The organism is Halobaculum saliterrae (assembly GCF_009831625.1).
Taxonomy (GTDB): Archaea; Halobacteriota; Halobacteria; order Halobacteriales; family Haloferacaceae; genus Halobaculum; species Halobaculum saliterrae.
The window spans coordinates 147,926-164,175 of the sequence record NZ_WUUS01000009.1 but is presented as its reverse complement, the minus strand read 5'-3'; the positions used below and the strand labels follow the sequence as shown (position 1 = coordinate 164,175).

The following is a 16,250-nucleotide window of genomic DNA, read 5'->3' as shown; positions in this document are numbered from 1 at the left end:
AAGAGGGCGCCGATGGGAGAACGGAGGGTGCCGCTGGCGGGGGAACGCTACAGGTACTCGCGGGCGCAGGTGCCACAGAGGTGCTCCTCCTTCACGTCGACCTCGCGGACCGTCGGGGAGAAGGACATCACGCACTTGCTGTTGTCGCAGTGCTCTAAGCCGAGCGTGTGGCCGATCTCGTGGACGATCTCCTTGCGGACGCGGTCGGCGAACACCTCGCGGGAGGGCTTGGAGGTGACGCCGCCGTCCGAGGAGGTCTGGAGGCGGTAGGTGGAGACGACCGAGCCGTTGCCGTTGAGGTACGCGAGCCCGAACACGTAGTTGCGACGGCGGTAGTACAGGTCCTGCGGGGTGATACCGATGTTCTTCTCGCCGCTGCCGGTCCGCGAGACGAGCTCGATGAACTGCTCGGCGCGGTACTGGTTCCGGCTGCGGTCGTACGCGCCCTCCGGGATCGACTGCTCGTCGTGAACCGTCACGTCGCAGTCGTACACCGAGCGGAGACCCGCCGACGCCTCCCGCTTCACTTGGGCGGAGACGTCCCCGATGGGCACGATGTCGACATGCATGAGCGTGTTTATGACGGGTGCGAACATAAGTTACCCGCCCGTGTCAGACGATCGCCGCGCCGCAGTCCGCCGAACGCTCGCCGGATTCGAACGCGTCTGTGAGGTCGGGATCGGAACTCGCCACGGGGTCGCCGCCGGCCTCGCCGGCGACGGCCACGCGGTGACCGCGACCGACGTGGTCGAGCGCGATCCCCCCGGGGGCGTCGCGTTCGTCCGCGACGACGTGGTCGCCGCCGCCGACCGCGGGGACCCGGGCGAGCACTACCGCGTCGACTGCGTCTACGCGCTCAACTCCCCGCCCGAACTGCACCGGCCGCTCGTCCGCGTCGCCGACGCGGTCGATACAGCCTGCTGTTTCACGACCCTCGGCGGCGACCCGCCCGCCGTCGACGCGACGCCGCTGGCGCTTTCCGGCGGGGACACGCTGTACGTCGCCCGCGACCCCGACGGCGTGCTCGTCGAGTGAGTCGATCGCCGCCGCGTTCGCCGAGTGAGCCGGTCGTCGCCGCGGCGGAGCCGTCCGCCCGCACGGAGTCGCAACGCCCATACGCCGTCCCCCCGCTCCCGTTCGTATGCGAGTCGACACGGTCGTGTTGGACGTGGACGGCGTGCTCGTCGACGTTGCGGATTCGTACCGTCGGGCGGTCGTCGAGAGCGTCGAGCGGCTGTACGGCGACACGCTCGACCGCGGGGACCTCCAGCCGTTCAAGGACGCCGGCGGCTTCAACAACGACTGGGAGCTGAGCGACGCCGTCGCGCTGTACGTGCTCGCCCGCGAGCGCGGACTCGACGCCGACGTCGCGGGCTTCACTGACGCGATCGCCGCGAACGGCACCGGCCTCGCGGGCGCCCGCGAGACGATCCGCGACGCCCTCGGCGACGACGCTGCCGACGGGATCGAGGACGAGTGGGACCCCGACGCGCTGCGCGAGACGTTCCAGGCGCTGTACCTCGGGGCCGAACTGTACCGCGACATCGAGGGCGGAGAGCCGCCGTTCGAGGCGCCGGGGTTCATCCACGACGAGCCGGTGATCCTGACGGATACGACCCTCGAAGCGCTCACGGAACGCTACCCGGTGTGCGTCCTCACGGGCCGGCCCGCCGCGGAGGCGGACATCGCGCTCGACCGCGTCGGTCTCGACGTGGCCACGGACCGCCGCTTCACCATGGACGACTGGGAGGAAGGCAAGCCGCACCCGCGGGCGCTCGTGACGTTGGCCGAGCGCACCGACGCCGACACGGTCGCGTTCGTGGGCGACACGCTCGACGACGTGCGCACCGCGGTCAACGCCGACCGCGAGGACGACTCGACCGCCTACTACGGGATCGGCGTCCTCACGGGCGGGCTCACCGGCGACGACGGCCGCGCGAAGTACGCCGACGCCGGCGCCAGCGCCGTCGTCGAGAGCGTGAACGACCTGCCGGAGCTGCTGGAGTGACCGCCCCGTGAGCGAGCGCGGCGGCCAGTCCGAGCCCGACGGCCGACGGGAGGGTGTGGACCGACGGACGCGGATCGCGCGGCTCGTTCGGTTCCTCACCCTCGTGGCGATGCTCGACCTCTTGGCGCTGGCGCTCGCGACGCGGTTCGTTCCGCCGGACCGCCTGACGCTCGCGCTCTCGGTCGGACCGATGCTGGTGGTGTCGCCGGTGCTGGCGTACTGGTTCGTCTACGAGCGCGGCGGCGAGATCGAGGGATAGCCGACCTGAGGCGGTCGCCGCCGGGTTCCCGGGACCGCCGCGATCACTCGTCGAGCGACAGCGGACGCGTCCGTCCCCCGGGATCGAACGCCGAGGGGTCGCCGCCGGCGGCGCGCGCCCGATCGCGGAGCGCCCGCGCGAGCGAGACGGCCTCCGCCCGCTCGTCGTCGGAGCGGAACGCCAGCCGGACCTCCTCGCTCCGGCCGTCGACGCGGAGGTGGAGCCCGAAGCCTGTCGGCCGCACGAACGGCGCGAGTCCCGTGAGGTCGCCGTAGCGGATCCGGAGCGTCTCCGGGTCGTGGACCGCCTCGGTCCGGGAGACGGCGTGCGGGTCGTACAGCCCGAGCGACTCGGGGAGGTGAGCGAACAGTCCGTTCACGGTGCCGGCGACGAACCGCGCGAGCCGCCCGTGGCGCGTCGGCGCCAGCAGGAGCTCGTCGTCGCCGAGGAACGCGCGCCCCGGGCGGGCGCGCTCGCCCGGGCTGAGTCGGAGGAGGACGTTGACGGCGTCGGGGACGGCCATGTGTTCGAGTCCACAGGGAGTCGTATGAAGCCGGCGGCGCCGTGGGCCCAGCGGCGTCCACGACGACCGGGAGGTGCCCGCTCGATAGCGTCATCCCTGTCCGGTCACGCAACGCTTACCGCGCGCCCGACCCCATGTCCGGCCATGCGAATCGCGCTGCTCGGCGGCACCGGCGACATCGGCGAGGGGCTCGCCGTGCGCTGGGGCCGCGACACGGACCACGAACTGCTCGTCGGCTCCCGGGACCCCGAGAAGGCACGCGCCGCGGCCGACGACTACGCCGAGACGGTCGCCGACGCCGGCGGCGACGCGACGGTCAAGGGCTTCGACAACGCGATGGCGGCCGACCGCGCCGACGTGGTCGTGCTCGCGGTGCCGCCGTACCACGTCTCGGACACGGTCGAGGCGGTCGAATCGAGCCTCGACGCCGAGGACGTGGTCGTCACGCCGGCCGCGGGGATGAAACGCGAGGACGACGGCTTCCACTACCATCCTCCGGGCGCGGGCAGCGTGACCGCGCTCGTGCGCGACGCCGTCCCCGACGGGGTGCCGGTCGTCGGCGCGTTCCACAACCTCGCGGCCGGGCGGCTCTCGGACCTCTCACAGGAACTGGGTATCGACACGCTCGTCCTCGCCGACGACGACGCGGCCGCCGACACCGTCTCGCGGCTGGCCGAGGAGATCGAGGGACTGCGCGCGCTGTCGGCGGGCGGGCTGTCGAACGCCGCGGAGGTGGAGTCGCTGACGCCGCTGCTGATCAACGTCGCGACGAACAACGAGGACCTGCACGACCTGGGCGTCCGGTTCGACTGACGCCCGATCCCGGGCCGCCCCCCGAGGGTCTCTCGACGCCGCGACTACTCCGACTGCCGGTCGAGATAGCCGTTGACCAGGAGCGGCGCGATCACGCCGACGCCGACCACGACGGCCCCGCCGACCCACAGCGGCTGTTCGCCCAGCAGCGTCGTCGCATACAGAAGTACGACGGCCGCGGCGATGAACACGAGGATGACGACGTTCTCGCGGGAGACCATTACTCGGAGTGTCAGGGCGTGGAAGTGAAACCCTGTCGGCCCGGCCGGAACGGACGGTCCCGCGTTACTCGTCCGTCTCGGCGACCTTCACCACCTGCTTGCCGACGTTCTCGCCCTCGAACAGCCCGAGGAACGCGTCGGGGGCGTTCTCGATGCCCTCCGTGACCGTCTCGCGGTACTGCAGGTCGCCCGCGGCGACCAGCCCGGCGAGGTGCTCGGTCGCCTCGCGGAACCGCGGGGCGAAGTCGCGCACGAGCAGCCCCTCGACGCGGGCACGCGTCTCGACGAGCTTGGAGAGCTTCCGCGGGCCGGTGGGGAACTCCTCGTCGTTGTAGAGGGCGATCTGCCCGCAGATCGCGACGCGAGCGTCGACGTTCAGCCGACCCCAGACGGCGTCCGTGACCGGGCCGCCGACGTTGTCGTAGTACACGTCGACGCCGTCGGCGACCTCGTCGAGACGGGCGCCCACGTCCTCCTGTTTGTAGTTGATCGCGGCGGTGAAGCCCAGGTCGTCGGTGAGCCACTCGCACTTCTCGTCGGAGCCGGCGATCCCCACCACGTTCGCGCCCTGCAACTCGCCGAGTTGGCCGACGACCGAGCCGACCGCGCCGGCGGCGCCGGAGACGACCATCCAGTCGTCGGCCTTCGGCTCGGCGACCTCGCGGGTGCCGAAGTAGGCGGTGCGGCCGGGCATTCCCAGCACGCCCAGCGCCGTCGAGACGGGGAGGCCGCCGGTGTCGACCGGCGTGAGGTCCGACCCGCTCGCGGTCGCGTACTCGGCCCACGGGAGGTTGCCGACGACCGTGTCGCCGGGCTCGAACCCGGCGCCGTTGGACTCGACGACCTCACAGACGGCGCCGCCGCGGAGCGGGTCGCCCACCTCCCACGGGTCGGCGTACGACTCGCCGGCGCGCATCCGGTCGCGCATGTACGGGTCGACCGAGAGGTACAGCACGCGCACGAGCGCCTCGTCCGGACCCGGGTCGGGCCGGTCGACCTCGCGGAGGTCGAACGTGTCTGTGCTCGGGACGCCTTCCGGTCGCTTCGCGAGGTGGAAGCGTCTGTTGTCGGACATGGACGACGCGACGGGCGCCCGGCGCGTAACCCTTCGGGAACGGGAGACGACGCGCCGGCGGTTTCCGTCGGCGACCCCTCCCGGAGCCGGCGTGCCGAAGCGGACCGCCAGTCGAACGTCGCGGCGAGCCGACCCGCCTCAGCGGTCGACCTCGCCCATGATCGTGTCCAAGCTTCCGAGGCTCGCGATGAGGTCGGGAACGTGTTCCCCCTCGGCCATCTCGGGCAGCGCCTGGAGGTTCGAGAACGACGGTCCCCGGATCTTGAACCGCGCGGGCTCGTCCGTCCCGTCGGCGCGGACGTAGATGCCGAGTTCGCCCTTCGCCGCCTCGACGGCGGTGTACACTTCGGTGTCGTCGTCGGGTTTGATCGTTCTCGGGACGTTCGCCTGCACCGAGCGATCTGCCTCCGGCCACCCTTCGAGGAGGTCGATACACTGCTCGATGATCTTCGCGGACTCCTCCATCTCTCGAAGCCGGACCTGCAACCGAGCGAAGTTGTCGCCGCCTTCCTGCGTGATGACGTTCCAGTCGAGCTCGTCGTAGTAGCCGTACGGGTCGTCGCGGCGCAGGTCGTAGTCGACGCCGGAGCCACGGAGGACCGGTCCCGTACAGCCGTAGTTCTTGGCGACCTCCGGCGGCAGCACGCCCGTGTCGACGGTTCGGATCTGAATGATCTCGTTGCCCGTGAGCAGGTCGTGGAACTCCGCGAGCCGGCGGGGCAACTCATCGAGGAAGTCGCGGGTCTTCTCGAAGAACTCCTCGCGGGGCTCGGGCAGGTCCCACGCGACGCCGCCGAGGCGGAAGTAGTTGAACATCAGCCGTTGGCCCGTCAGGTCCTCGAGGACGTTCTGAACCGTCTCACGCTCGGTGATCGCGTACATGAAGGTCGCGGTGAAGTCGCCGGCGACGTCGAGCGCGTACGCGCCAACCGCCAGCAGGTGCGAGAGGATACGCGACAGCTCGGCGCTCATGGTCCGAATGACCTGCGCGTACTCGGGCACCTCGATGTCCGCGAGCGTTTCGGCGACCCGGGCGTACGCCCACTCGTTGAGCAGCCCGCCGCCGCCCCAGTCCCAGCGGTCGGGGTACGGCATGATCTGGTGGCGGTAGGTGCCGTTCTGACACATCTGTTCCTCGCAGCGGTGAATGTAGCCGATGTCCGGCTCCACGTCGACGACCTGCTCGCCGTCCAGCGTCGCCTCCAGGTGCATCACCCCGTGAGTCGCGGGGTGGTGGGGACCGATGTTGAGCATCATCGTGTCCGTGGCCTGCTCGGCGCGGGTGTCCGCTTCGAGCGGGTTGGCGTTCTCGTCGTACCTGACGATCTGCGGACGGGTCTGATCGTAATCGAGCGACAACGGATGCCCCTGCCACGTCTCGGGAAGGAGGATGCGGCGGAGGTCGGGGTGGTCGTCGTACTCGATACCGATCAGATCGTACGCCTCGCGTTCGTGCCAGTCGGCCGTCCGGAACACGGGCTCGGCCGACTCGCTTCTGGGCGCCTCCGTGTCCGCGGGGACGACGACCGAGACCTCACGAGTCGGATCATCGTACGTCTTCAGGTGGTAGATGGACTCGTAGCGGTCCTCGTACTCCTGAGCGGTGACACACGAGAGGTGGTCGTATCCGGCCTCGTTCCTCAGCGTCGACAGTACATCTTGGACGGTGTCCGGCCGGATCACGTAACCGGGCGCGTTCAGGTGCTCCTCGCGACCGATCACACGATCGCCCAGCAGTTCGGCGAGCTCGTCGGGTGGCGCGATCGGGTCGTCGCTGTCGGGTCGTTCCGCTGGCGTCTGTGTGCTCATGGATGGGAGTGTGGCCGGTGGCCGCCGCGGGGGACGGCGACGGGTCGCCGGTCGTGTCCGACGATCGGTTCCGACGAACGCTGACCGTTTTCCCGCATATCTGGGATCGTTTATGTGTCGGGCACGTGATCCGGTCGGGCGTGAAGACGCTCGCCCTCCGGCTCGAACCCGACGAGGCGTCGACGCATCCGATGCACGCGTTCGTCGCCGAGCGTCCGGAGTTCGGTCCGACGCGGCTGCTCCAGTGGAACCCGCGGATCGGCGAGACGAACGTCCTGCTGTTCCACATCGACGGGCCGCCCGAGCCGTTCCTTCCCGCGCTGGACGGCGTCGACACGGCCGAGGTCGTCGAACCGTCCGCCGAGTCCACCGTCGACGGCTTCTACCTGTACGTCCGCGAACGCCTCACCGAACGCGACCGCGGACTCGTCGAGGCGTTCGCCGACGGGAACGTCGTGGTCGTCCCGCCCGTCGTCTACGACACCGACGGCTCGATGCGGTTCTCGGTCGTCGGCACCGGCGACGCGCTCGGACGGGCGATCGACCGAACCCCCGACGGCGTGGACGTGTCGGTCCGTCGGGTTCGCAGCGGCGCCGGCGCGGCGGTCGACCCCGGCGCGGGACTCACCGATCGCCAGCGCGAGGTCGTCGCCGCCGCCGTCGACGCCGGCTACTACGAGGAGCCGCGGGGTGCGACGGTGGCGGACGTGGCCGAGCGTCTCGACTGTGCCCCGAGCACGGCGGCCGAGCACATCCGGCGAGCGGAGGCCACGCTCGTCCGGGGCGCCGTCGACGATCGATAGCGACGGGCGGAACGCGACCCACGAACCGGCTCACTCGACGGTCGGAGCCGCACAGTCCACCGGCCGCCTCGCCGCCGGCAGGGCGCTTATGCCCGTACGGAAACGACAGTCGAGCATGACCGGACTCGCGCTCGACTCCACCCAACTCGACCGCTACTCGCGGCACATCATCCTCGACGAGGTCGGCCCGGCGGGCCAGCAGGCGCTCCTGGAGGGCTCGGCGCTGGTCGTCGGCGCCGGCGGGCTCGGCTCGCCGGTCATCCAGTATCTCGCGGCCGCGGGGGTCGGCCGTATCGGTATCGTCGACGACGACGAGGTCGAGCGGTCGAACCTCCAGCGACAGATCGTCCACGCGGACGCCGACGTGGGGTGCCCGAAGGTCGAGTCGGCCGCCGAGTACGTCGGCCGCCTCAACCCGGACGTGGACGTGGAGCCCCACGAGACGTGGCTCGACGCCGGCAACGCCGAGGAGTTGGTCGCCGATTACGACGTTGTCGTCGACGCCTCGGACAACTTCGGCACGCGCTATCTCGTCAACGACGTGGCGCGCCTGACCGACACGCCGGTCGCCCACGGCTCCATCTACAAGTTCGAGGGGCAGGCGACCACGCTGGTGCCCGAGGGCCCCTGCTACCGCTGTCTGTTCCCCGAGGCGCCCGAGCCGGGCGAGATCCCCGACTGCGCGAGCACGGGCGTGCTGGGCGTGCTCCCCGGGACCGTCGGCTGCGTGCAGGCGACCGAGGCCGTGAAGCTCCTGCTCGATGCGGGCGAGGTGCTCGACGGCCGGCTCCTGTTCTACGACGCCATGGACATGACCTTCGAGACGGTGCCGTACCGGCGCAACCCCGACTGCCCGGTGTGCGGCGACGACCCCATCGACTCCATCGAGGGGATCGATTACGAGCACGGCTGCGCCGTCACGGCCGACTGAGCGAGGGACGCCGGGAGCGGTCAGGGACAACGGAGCGACGAGCGCCTCGAGACGACCCGTCCGGCGTCGGTTCGGTCCGCTTTTGCTCCCCGACACCGACCCCGACCGTATGCACGACTCTCCGGGGCACGCCGAGCGGGGGGAGCGATGAGCGTCGCCGACCTGCTCAACGGGATGCCGTTCGCCGACCACCTCGGACTCGACGTGGTGGAGGCCGCGGACGGCCGCGCGGTCGTCGAACTCCCCATGCGCGACGAGCTGTCGTCGGTACCGGGGCGGCGGATCGCCCACGGCGGCGTCACGTACGCCCTGGCGGACACGGCCGCGGGCGCGGCGGTCATCTCCCTGCACCACAAGCCGACGCCGACAGTCGACATGCGGATGGACTACCTCGCGCCGGCGACGACCGACCTGCGCGCGGAGGCGACCGTCGTGCGCGACGGCGGCAGCGTCGCCACCGCGGAGGTGACCATCGAGGACGTCGACGGCACCCACGTCGCCGACGCGCGGGGGACGTTCAAGACGGGCGGCGGCGGCGACGGCGGCGCCTGGGGCGTCACGCCGGGCGACGACTCACTGAACGAGTGAGACGTCCGCGCCGGAGCGTACCCGGCGACGCGTGTGGGTTCTTCCCGAAAGATAACGCTTTTCGGCCGCCCCTCGGAATCCCGAGGTATGTCCGACGAACTCAAGCGGGGACTGGAGGGCGTCCTCGTCGCCGAGTCCGACCTCAGCTTCATCGACGGCGACGAGGGCAAACTCGTCTACCGCGGCTACGCCATCGAGGACCTCGCCGAACACGCCTCCTACGAGGAGACGGTGTACCTCCTGTGGAACGGCGAACTCCCGACGGAGTCGGAGCTGTCAACGTTCGCGGACGCGATGAGCGCCGAGCGCGCCCTCGACGACGACACGCTCGAGACGGTCACGCGACTCGCGGAGGCCGACGAGGAGCCGATGGCGGCGATGCGCACGGCCGCCTCGATGCTGTCGGCGGCCGACCCCGACACCGACGCCGACCCGACGGACCCCGAGGCGAACGTCCGCAAGGCGCGCCGGATCACGGCGAAGCTGCCGACGGCGCTGGCGGCGTTCGCGCGCGTCCGCGACGGCGACGAGCCCGTCGAGCCGCGCGAGGACCTGGGCCACGCCGAGAACTTCCTGTACATGCTCAACGGCGAGGTGCCTGACGAGGTCACCGCCGACGTGTTCGATCAGGCGCTCGTGCTCCACGCGGACCACGGCCTCAACGCCTCCACCTTCTCGGCGACGGTGACGGCGTCGACGCTCGCGGACATGCACTCGGCGATCACCTCCGCGGTCGGCACGCTCTCGGGGAGCCTCCACGGCGGCGCCAACGCCAACGTGATGCGGATGCTCCAGGAGGTCGACGAGGCCGACGAGGACCCCGTCGAGTGGGTGAAGCGGGCGCTCGATGAGGGCCGCCGCGTCGCCGGCTTCGGCCACCGCGTCTACAACGTGAAGGACCCGCGCGCGAAGATCCTCGGCGACCGCTCGGAGGAACTCGGCGAGGCCTCGGGCGACCGGAAGTGGTACGAGATGAGCGTCGCCATCGAGGAGTACATGGCCGAGGAGAAGGGCCTCGCGCCGAACGTCGACTTCTACTCGGCGACGACGTACTACCAGATGGGGATCCCGATCGACATCTACACGCCCATCTTCGCCGTCTCGCGCGCCGGCGGCTGGGCCGCGCACGTGATGGAGCAGTTCGAGGACAACCGGCTGATCCGTCCGCGGGCCCGCTACGTGGGCGAGAAGGACGCGAAGTGGGTGCCGATCGACGAGCGATAGATCGGATACTGGTAGACGTTCGATCGACTTCTCTCGGATATCGCTCCGAGTCTCGTGCTCACACGCGCCTGAGAAATGGTTATATCCACAGAGCGGGTATAGTGTGTATGGATCTAAAGATCAAAACTCCCCGAAGCGACGACTACAGCGAGTACGCCGAGAAGGTCCGAAGCGAGGCGCGAACTCGAGCCGGAGAGCGCGGCCAACTCGTCCGTCACGAGGTCGGCGAGCGCATGTTCGACCTCATGACGGACTACTTCCCCGAGGAATACGCTGCGCGACGCCGCAGCGGACTCGCCCGCGCGTTCGGCGCCGGCCTCGCGGTCGGCTTCCTCGGTCGCGAACTCGTCCGGTACGCGCGTCGCTGAGGCGACGACTCGGACCGCTCTCGGATGGCGCCGCCTTTCTGACCCGATCTCTCACCCGTCCGAGCCGACGCTTCCGCGCTCGTCGAGCATGGCCGTCGCCCGCCCGACCCAGTCGGTCCGAACGAGTCCCCATGCCGTCACGGCGAGCATGAGCGCATAGCAGGCGAACTGGCCGGCGTAGGCGGCCTCGATCCCCCACCCGGCGATCTCGTACAGTCCCCACGAGACGCCGACGTAGCCGCCGAACATCCCGACGACTCGCGAGGCGAACGGGATCCGCGTCTCGCCGGCGGCGTCGAGTGACGCCGAGGCGACGACGTTCGTGATGCCGAGCACTCCCGACAGTCCCAACACCGTGATGAACGGGGTGGCGGCGTCCGCGACGGCCGGATCCGCGGCCAGGAGGCCGGCGATCGGCGCGGCCGCGAGGGCGACTCCACCGCCGAGCAGGAGCGCGATGCCACCGCCGAGGACGACCAACGCCGTCGCCACGCGCGCGGCCGGGAGCCCGGGCTCGTCGTTCTCGGCGGCAGCGACGTCAGCGCCTCCGTCGTCGTCATCGCCGCCGGCAGCGTCGCCGCCTCCGCCGCCCGCATCGGCGGCGGCGCGCTCGCCGAGGCGCTGGCCGACGACGATGCTCGCGCCGCGGGAGACACCCCTCCCGACCGGCGCGAGGACCTGTGTGTACACCCGCCACGCGAGCTGATACCCCGCGTTGGCGGCGGTCCCGAACTGGAGGACGAGCGTGTTGAACGGGAACACCGCGACAGCTGTGACGAGCCCCGCAGCGCTCTGTGGGACGCCGATGCGGACGATCTGTCGGGCGATCGTGGGATCCCCCGGCCGGACGAACCCGACGGGGCCGCGCAAGTGCACGTAGCCCACGAGCACGAGCGACCGGACGGTCATCGCGACCAGCGACGCCGCGCCGATCCCGACGATCCCGAGCCGCGGCGCGCCCAGCAGACCGAGACCGAACACGAGCGAGGCGGCCGCGTTGAACACGGACGCCGGCACCGAGACGTACGTCGGAGTTCGGGTGTCACCGGTCGCCTCGAGCGTCGCGCTCGACACCGCGGCGAGCGCACCCAGCGGCATCGGGACCGACACCAGCGCGAGGTAGCGCGCCCCCTCGCGGGCGGACTCCGCGTCGGCCCCGACGATCCCGAGTACCGCCTCGCCGAACGCTATCCCGACGAGTGCGAACGGGAGCGTCACCAGCGCGGCGAGCAGGGCCGCCTGGGTGAACGCCTCGTCTCGGTTCGCGTCGGCGCCGGCGCCGGTGTCCTGACTCGTGAGAGTCGACGACGCACCGATGACGCCGCCGCTCGCGCGGAACGGGAGCGAGGCGAAGAGGTCGGCGATGCCGAGGCCGACGACCGCGGCCGGCGACAGCGCCGCAGAGATCACGACGTCCGTCGTCCGCATGAGCTGGCCGACACCGTTGCGGGCGGTCACCGGGATGCCGAGGCCCAGCGCCCGCCGCCAGGTCGGGTACCACCCGGTCGGGAGGGCGTCGTCGAGGCCCGCGGCGACGCGCGAGCGGAGGGACACACCGGACCGCCGCGGCTCGCCCACTTGTAAATATCGGACCTTAGACAGGAGTTCCCGCGGCGACGGCCGGCGTCGGCTACGATCCGCCCGGACCGCCCGCCGGGTCGCCCTCGCCGGCCCCGTCCGCCTCGTCGCCGCCCTCGGCACTCCCGCGCTCGGCCATCATCTCGGCCGCCCGCGACGCCCAGTTCGTGTAGCGGAACCCCCAGAGAACGATCGCGGCCATGCAGACGTACTGGAGGGCGACCGCGAGATACGCGCCCCGTGCGCCGAAGCCGAGCACCTCGCCGACGAGATACGTCGTTCCGAGCAGGAAGCCGAAGGTCCCGACGAGCCGTCCCACGAGGGGAACGCGCGTCTCGCTTGCGCCCTGAAGCGCCCCCGAGAGGACGGTGAAGGCGACGAGGAACGCGGCGGTCGCGCCGTACACGCGGGCGAACGCGACCGCGTGCGGGACGGTCCCGGCGTCGTCGGTGAACACCGAGACGAACGCCGGCGCGAACGCGACCAGGAGGACGCCGATGACGCCGACGGTCGCGAGGCCGAGCCCCGCCACCGCGTAGCCGTTGTAGCGGGCGCCGTCGGCGTCGCCGTCGCCGAGCGACTGCCCGACGACGACGCTGGCGGCCACGTTGTAGCCGCGCGAGAGCGGGCCGGTCACCTGCTGGTACATCCGGCGACCGATCTGGAAGCCGGCGTTGACCTCCGTCCCGAACCCGAGCAGCAGCGCGTTGAACGGGAACTCCGCGATCGTCGCGGAGAAGCCCTCCAGCACCCGCGGCGTCGACACTCGGAGGAGTTGTCTCGCGATCACCGTGTCGCGGGGACGGACGAGGCTCGCGTCGGCCCACGAGGTCGCCATCGCCGCCAGCAGGAGCGCGGCGGTGAGCACGTTCGCGGCGGCGGTCGCGACGCCGACGCCGACGATGTCGAGGCGCGGCGCGCCGAGGAGCCCCAGGCCCAGCACGAACGACCCCGCGATGTTGAGCGCGTTCGCGAGCACGTTCACGTACATCGGTGTGCGGGTGTCGCCGGTGCCCTGTAGCGACCGCGCGCCGATGAGCGCGACGTGGCGCGCGGGCGCGGTGGCGAACACGATGGCGAGGTACGTTCCCCCCAGCGCCGCGGTGTCCGCGTCGGCGCCGAGGAGCGCGATGATCGGCTCGCCGAGGAACAGCCCGACGAACACGAACGGGACGCCCGCGAGCAGGCCCATCAGGAGCGCCTGCGTCACCGCCTCGTCGCGGTTCGCGTCGGCGGCGGCGCCGGTGTCCTGACTGGAGAGCGCGATGGCGCCGCCGCCGAGGCCGAGGCCGATCCGGAGCGGGAACCGGGCGTACAGGTCCGCAAGGCCGATGGCGACGACTGCCGCCGGGGAGAACTGCGCGGTGACGATGATGTCGGTCGTCCGCATCGCCGTGCGGAACGTCTGCTCGGCCATCACGGGCCACGCGAGCGAGATCACGCGCCGCCAGACGCCGAGCAGGCGCTCCCGGCTCATATCCACCCCTCGAACGGCCGCGGTTTGGCGGTTCCGGAAGCGGAACGCCCCGGAACGACCGAGGGCGCTGCGGTGGCTCCGGCGCGTCCAAACAGCCAAACCCACGGGCGGACTGTGGCTCCCATGGACGTGTTCGTGTACGGCACGCTCACGGAGCCCGACCGGGTGCACGAACTGCTCGACTCGTTCGCGTTCGTCGGCGCCGCGAGGCTGGAGGGGCTGCGCGTCGTCGAGGGTCGCTACCCGACGCTCGCACCGCCCCTCCGGGGCGAGGACGCCGGCGGGGACCGCATCGGCGGCGACCGCGTCGACGACGGTATCGGCGCCGACGCGACGGTCGGCGGTCGACTGCTGCGCACCGACGAGATCGCGGCGCTCGACGCGTACGAGGGGGTCGACGACGGGCTGTACGTGCGGGTGTCGGTTCCGCTGGTCGCCCCGGACGGCGAGCGACGGGGCGAGGCCGCGGTGTACGTCGGCGACCCAGGCCGACTCGACGCGCCGGCGACGTGGCCGGGGGACGGATCCTTCGAGGCGCGGGTCGTACGCGCGGTCCGTGACCGCGGCGTCACGGTGCGGGTACAGCCGCAAGGTTGAAGCGCGCGACGGGAGGCGGACGAGCGTCTGACGCCGACTGGAGGTGGCTGCTGTCTTGCGGTTTCACTTCCACTCCGCGTGAATTACTTTTATATACTCGGGGTGCCTGTCTGCTCTTGCACGTCACACGCGTGCATTCCCCCTCTTTCCCCACTTTCCGCTCGCGAGCCGTCGGCTCGCTGGCCCGTTCGCCCGGAGCGGACGTGGAGCCCGCTCGACCAGCTCGACTCCCGTCCGACCGACTGCGGTGACCACAACCGATACACCGGCGACCGGCGAAGCCGGTGTATGCTCGACTACGAGGACGTGCTCGCCGCCCGCGAGCACGTCGAACAGGTCGCGGTACGGACGCCCCTGAACTACTCACATAGCTTCTCGCGACTGACGGGGGCGGAGATCAATCTGAAGTTGGAGAACACCCAGCGAACCGGCGCGTTCAAGATCCGCGGCGCGATGAACCGGATCGCCGCCCTCACCGACGAGGAACGCGAGCGCGGCGTCGTCACCGCCAGCGCCGGCAACCACGCGCAGGGCGTCGCGCTGGCGGCGACGCGGGCGGGCGTGGACTCGACCATCGTGATGCCGAAGTACGCGCCGGTCTCGAAGGTCGAGGCGACCAAGCGCTACGGCGGCGACGTCGTCCTGCACGGCATCGACTACGACGAGGCGCAGGCGCACGCCCACGAGCTCGAACGCGAGGAGGACAGGGTGTACGTCCACGCGTTCGAGGACGAGCGCGTGATGGCCGGCCAGGGGACGATCGGCCTCGAGATCGCCGAACAGTGCCCCGAGGTGGACACCGTCGTCGTTCCGATCGGGGGTGGCGGCCTGATCTCGGGGGTCGCGACGGCGATGAAGGGCGCGCTCGACGACGTGCGCGTCGTCGGCGTGCAGGCCGCCGGGGCCGATTCGGCCGCCCGGTCGATGGAGGAGGGGGAACGCGTCGAGTTGAGCGGCGTCGACACGGTCGCCGACGGCATCGCGGTGCGGGAGGTCGGCGAGCACACGTTCCCGTACATCCGCGAACGGGTCGACGAGGTCGTCACCGTCGACGACGAGGCGATCGCCGAAACGCTCACTCTCCTTCTGGAGCGCTCGAAGACCGTCGTCGAGGGCGCGGGCGCGGTGGCACTCGCGGCGGTGCTGGAGGAGCGGTTCGACTACGAGGAGGGGGAGGTGATCGTCCCGGCGCTGTGTGGCGGGAACGTCGACATGAACACGCTGATCACGGTGATCCTCCGCGGGCTCGTGCGGATGGGCCGCTACCTCAAGGTCTCGCTGGAACTGAAGGACCGTCCCGGCGAACTGGAGCGCGTCGCGACCATCATCGCCCGCGAGGACGCCAACGTCTACGCGTTGACCCACGACCGCACCTCCCGCGACATCGCCGTCGATGCCGCGGACCTGGAGATCGAACTGGAGACCCACGGGCACGAGCACGCCGCGGAGGTCGTCGCCGCGCTGGAGGAGGCGGGCTACGAGGTCGAGGTCGAGGCCTGACGTGACGCGACGCCGTCGCCGGGAAGACGGCGGACGCCGTGTCCGACGAACTGACTCCCCCGCGATTTATGCGCCGCCCGGTCGCACTCTCGGGTATGAAGCGCGTGGTCTCCACCGACGAGGCGCCGGCCGCGGTCGGCGCGTACAGCCAGGCGACGACGAACGGCGACCTCCTGTTCACGGCGGGGCAGATCCCCCTCACGCCCGACGGCGAGTTGAAGGACGACGCGCCGATCGCCGAGCAGACCGAGCTCGCGCTCGACAACCTCCTCGCGATCGTCGAGGAGGCCGGGGGCGACGCCTCGGACGTGCTGAAGACGACGGTGTTCCTCGCGGACATCGACGACTTCGAGGAGATGAACGAGACGTACGCGACGTACTTCACCGAGGAGCCGCCGTCGCGCTCGGCGGTGCAGGCGGGCGCGCTCCCGAAGGGCGTCGGCGTCGAGATCGAGGCGGTCGTCGACGTGTCGTAG

Annotated in this window: 19 protein-coding genes; 12 read left to right on the top strand and 7 right to left on the bottom strand. The window is 71.0% G+C overall.

Translation table 11 applies throughout. The features are described 5' to 3' along the window. Positions 1–47: 47 nt before the first annotated feature. A complete protein-coding gene (locus tag GRX01_RS14700) occupies positions 48–569 on the bottom strand; it encodes an archaemetzincin family Zn-dependent metalloprotease (protein ID WP_159669088.1) in 522 nt (173 codons plus the stop codon). A gap of 40 nt (positions 570–609) precedes the next feature. Between GRX01_RS14700 and GRX01_RS14695 the strand changes: the two genes are divergently transcribed. From GRX01_RS14695 to GRX01_RS14685, 3 genes are all read left to right on the top strand, one after another. Then, complete coding sequence (locus GRX01_RS14695; RefSeq protein ID WP_321168134.1) at positions 610–1,035, top strand: UPF0146 family protein; 426 nt, start codon at positions 610–612, stop codon at positions 1,033–1,035. A gap of 106 nt (positions 1,036–1,141) precedes the next feature. Beyond that, positions 1,142–2,008 carry a TIGR01548 family HAD-type hydrolase gene (locus tag GRX01_RS14690; protein WP_159669085.1) on the top strand — a complete coding sequence of 289 codons (867 nt, stop codon included), beginning with the start codon at positions 1,142–1,144 and terminating at the stop codon, positions 2,006–2,008. Between the two features lie 7 nt (positions 2,009–2,015). Beyond that, entirely contained in the window at positions 2,016–2,267 is a 252-nt protein-coding gene (locus GRX01_RS14685) for a DUF7534 family protein (RefSeq protein ID WP_159669082.1), read from the top strand. Positions 2,268–2,310: 43 nt separating this feature from the next. Here the strand turns inward: GRX01_RS14685 and GRX01_RS14680 are convergent, their stop codons facing one another. Then, complete coding sequence (locus GRX01_RS14680) at positions 2,311–2,790, bottom strand: hypothetical protein (protein WP_159669079.1); 480 nt, start codon at positions 2,788–2,790, stop codon at positions 2,311–2,313. A 144-nt stretch (positions 2,791–2,934) separates the two neighbouring features. On the opposite strand from GRX01_RS14680, the gene npdG reads away from it, so the two are divergent. Then, a complete protein-coding gene (gene npdG / locus GRX01_RS14675) occupies positions 2,935–3,603 on the top strand; it encodes an NADPH-dependent F420 reductase (RefSeq protein ID WP_159669076.1) in 669 nt (222 codons plus the stop codon). A gap of 44 nt (positions 3,604–3,647) precedes the next feature. On the opposite strand, the gene GRX01_RS14670 is transcribed toward npdG, so the two are convergent. The 3 genes from GRX01_RS14670 to GRX01_RS14660 form a co-directional block, all read right to left on the bottom strand. Further along, on the bottom strand, positions 3,648–3,824 hold the full coding sequence (locus GRX01_RS14670) for a hypothetical protein (protein WP_159669073.1): 177 nt from the start codon (positions 3,822–3,824) through the stop codon (positions 3,648–3,650). Between the two features lie 64 nt (positions 3,825–3,888). Beyond that, positions 3,889–4,899, bottom strand: a complete 1,011-nt coding sequence (locus GRX01_RS14665) for an NADP-dependent oxidoreductase (RefSeq protein WP_159669070.1) — start codon at positions 4,897–4,899, stop codon at positions 3,889–3,891. 138 nt (positions 4,900–5,037) lie between these two features. Then, the gene (locus GRX01_RS14660) at positions 5,038–6,708 is read right to left on the bottom strand and encodes an NADH-quinone oxidoreductase subunit D (protein WP_159669068.1); all 1,671 of its coding nucleotides are present in this window, start codon (positions 6,706–6,708) and stop codon (positions 5,038–5,040) included. A 140-nt stretch (positions 6,709–6,848) separates the two neighbouring features. Between GRX01_RS14660 and GRX01_RS19525 the strand changes: the two genes are divergently transcribed. The 5 genes from GRX01_RS19525 to GRX01_RS14635 all read left to right on the top strand — a co-directional run bounded on the left by GRX01_RS19525 (position 6,849) and on the right by GRX01_RS14635 (position 10,622). Continuing rightward, complete coding sequence (locus tag GRX01_RS19525; RefSeq protein WP_201289615.1) at positions 6,849–7,511, top strand: helix-turn-helix domain-containing protein; 663 nt, start codon at positions 6,849–6,851, stop codon at positions 7,509–7,511. 115 nt (positions 7,512–7,626) lie between these two features. Then, on the top strand, positions 7,627–8,442 hold the full coding sequence (ubaA, locus tag GRX01_RS14650) for an SAMP-activating enzyme E1 (RefSeq protein ID WP_159669065.1): 816 nt from the start codon (positions 7,627–7,629) through the stop codon (positions 8,440–8,442). A 147-nt stretch (positions 8,443–8,589) separates the two neighbouring features. Beyond that, a complete protein-coding gene (locus tag GRX01_RS14645; RefSeq protein ID WP_159669062.1) occupies positions 8,590–9,030 on the top strand; it encodes a PaaI family thioesterase in 441 nt (146 codons plus the stop codon). An 87-nt stretch (positions 9,031–9,117) separates the two neighbouring features. Next, positions 9,118–10,254, top strand: coding sequence for a citrate synthase (citZ, locus tag GRX01_RS14640; RefSeq protein ID WP_159669059.1), 1,137 nt, complete (start codon positions 9,118–9,120; stop codon positions 10,252–10,254). Between the two features lie 107 nt (positions 10,255–10,361). Then, positions 10,362–10,622 (top strand): hypothetical protein, encoded by a 261-nt coding sequence (locus tag GRX01_RS14635; RefSeq protein ID WP_159669056.1) that lies wholly within the window; start codon positions 10,362–10,364, stop codon positions 10,620–10,622. A gap of 51 nt (positions 10,623–10,673) precedes the next feature. Here GRX01_RS14635 and GRX01_RS14630 read toward each other — a convergent pair whose 3' ends face one another. Both GRX01_RS14630 and GRX01_RS14625 read right to left on the bottom strand, forming a co-directional pair. Then, positions 10,674–12,176, bottom strand: a complete 1,503-nt coding sequence (locus GRX01_RS14630) for an MATE family efflux transporter (protein WP_159669053.1) — start codon at positions 12,174–12,176, stop codon at positions 10,674–10,676. Positions 12,177–12,252: 76 nt separating this feature from the next. Next, positions 12,253–13,677, bottom strand: coding sequence for an MATE family efflux transporter (locus GRX01_RS14625; RefSeq protein ID WP_159669050.1), 1,425 nt, complete (start codon positions 13,675–13,677; stop codon positions 12,253–12,255). Between the two features lie 123 nt (positions 13,678–13,800). Between GRX01_RS14625 and GRX01_RS14620 the strand changes: the two genes are divergently transcribed. The 3 genes from GRX01_RS14620 (at position 13,801) to GRX01_RS14610 (ending at position 16,250) form a co-directional block, all read left to right on the top strand. After that, positions 13,801–14,274, top strand: a complete 474-nt coding sequence (locus GRX01_RS14620) for a gamma-glutamylcyclotransferase family protein (protein WP_159669046.1) — start codon at positions 13,801–13,803, stop codon at positions 14,272–14,274. Positions 14,275–14,562: 288 nt separating this feature from the next. Further along, a complete protein-coding gene (gene ilvA, locus GRX01_RS14615; RefSeq protein WP_159669043.1) occupies positions 14,563–15,774 on the top strand; it encodes a threonine ammonia-lyase in 1,212 nt (403 codons plus the stop codon). Positions 15,775–15,869: 95 nt separating this feature from the next. Next, entirely contained in the window at positions 15,870–16,250 is a 381-nt protein-coding gene (locus tag GRX01_RS14610; RefSeq protein WP_159669040.1) for a Rid family detoxifying hydrolase, read from the top strand.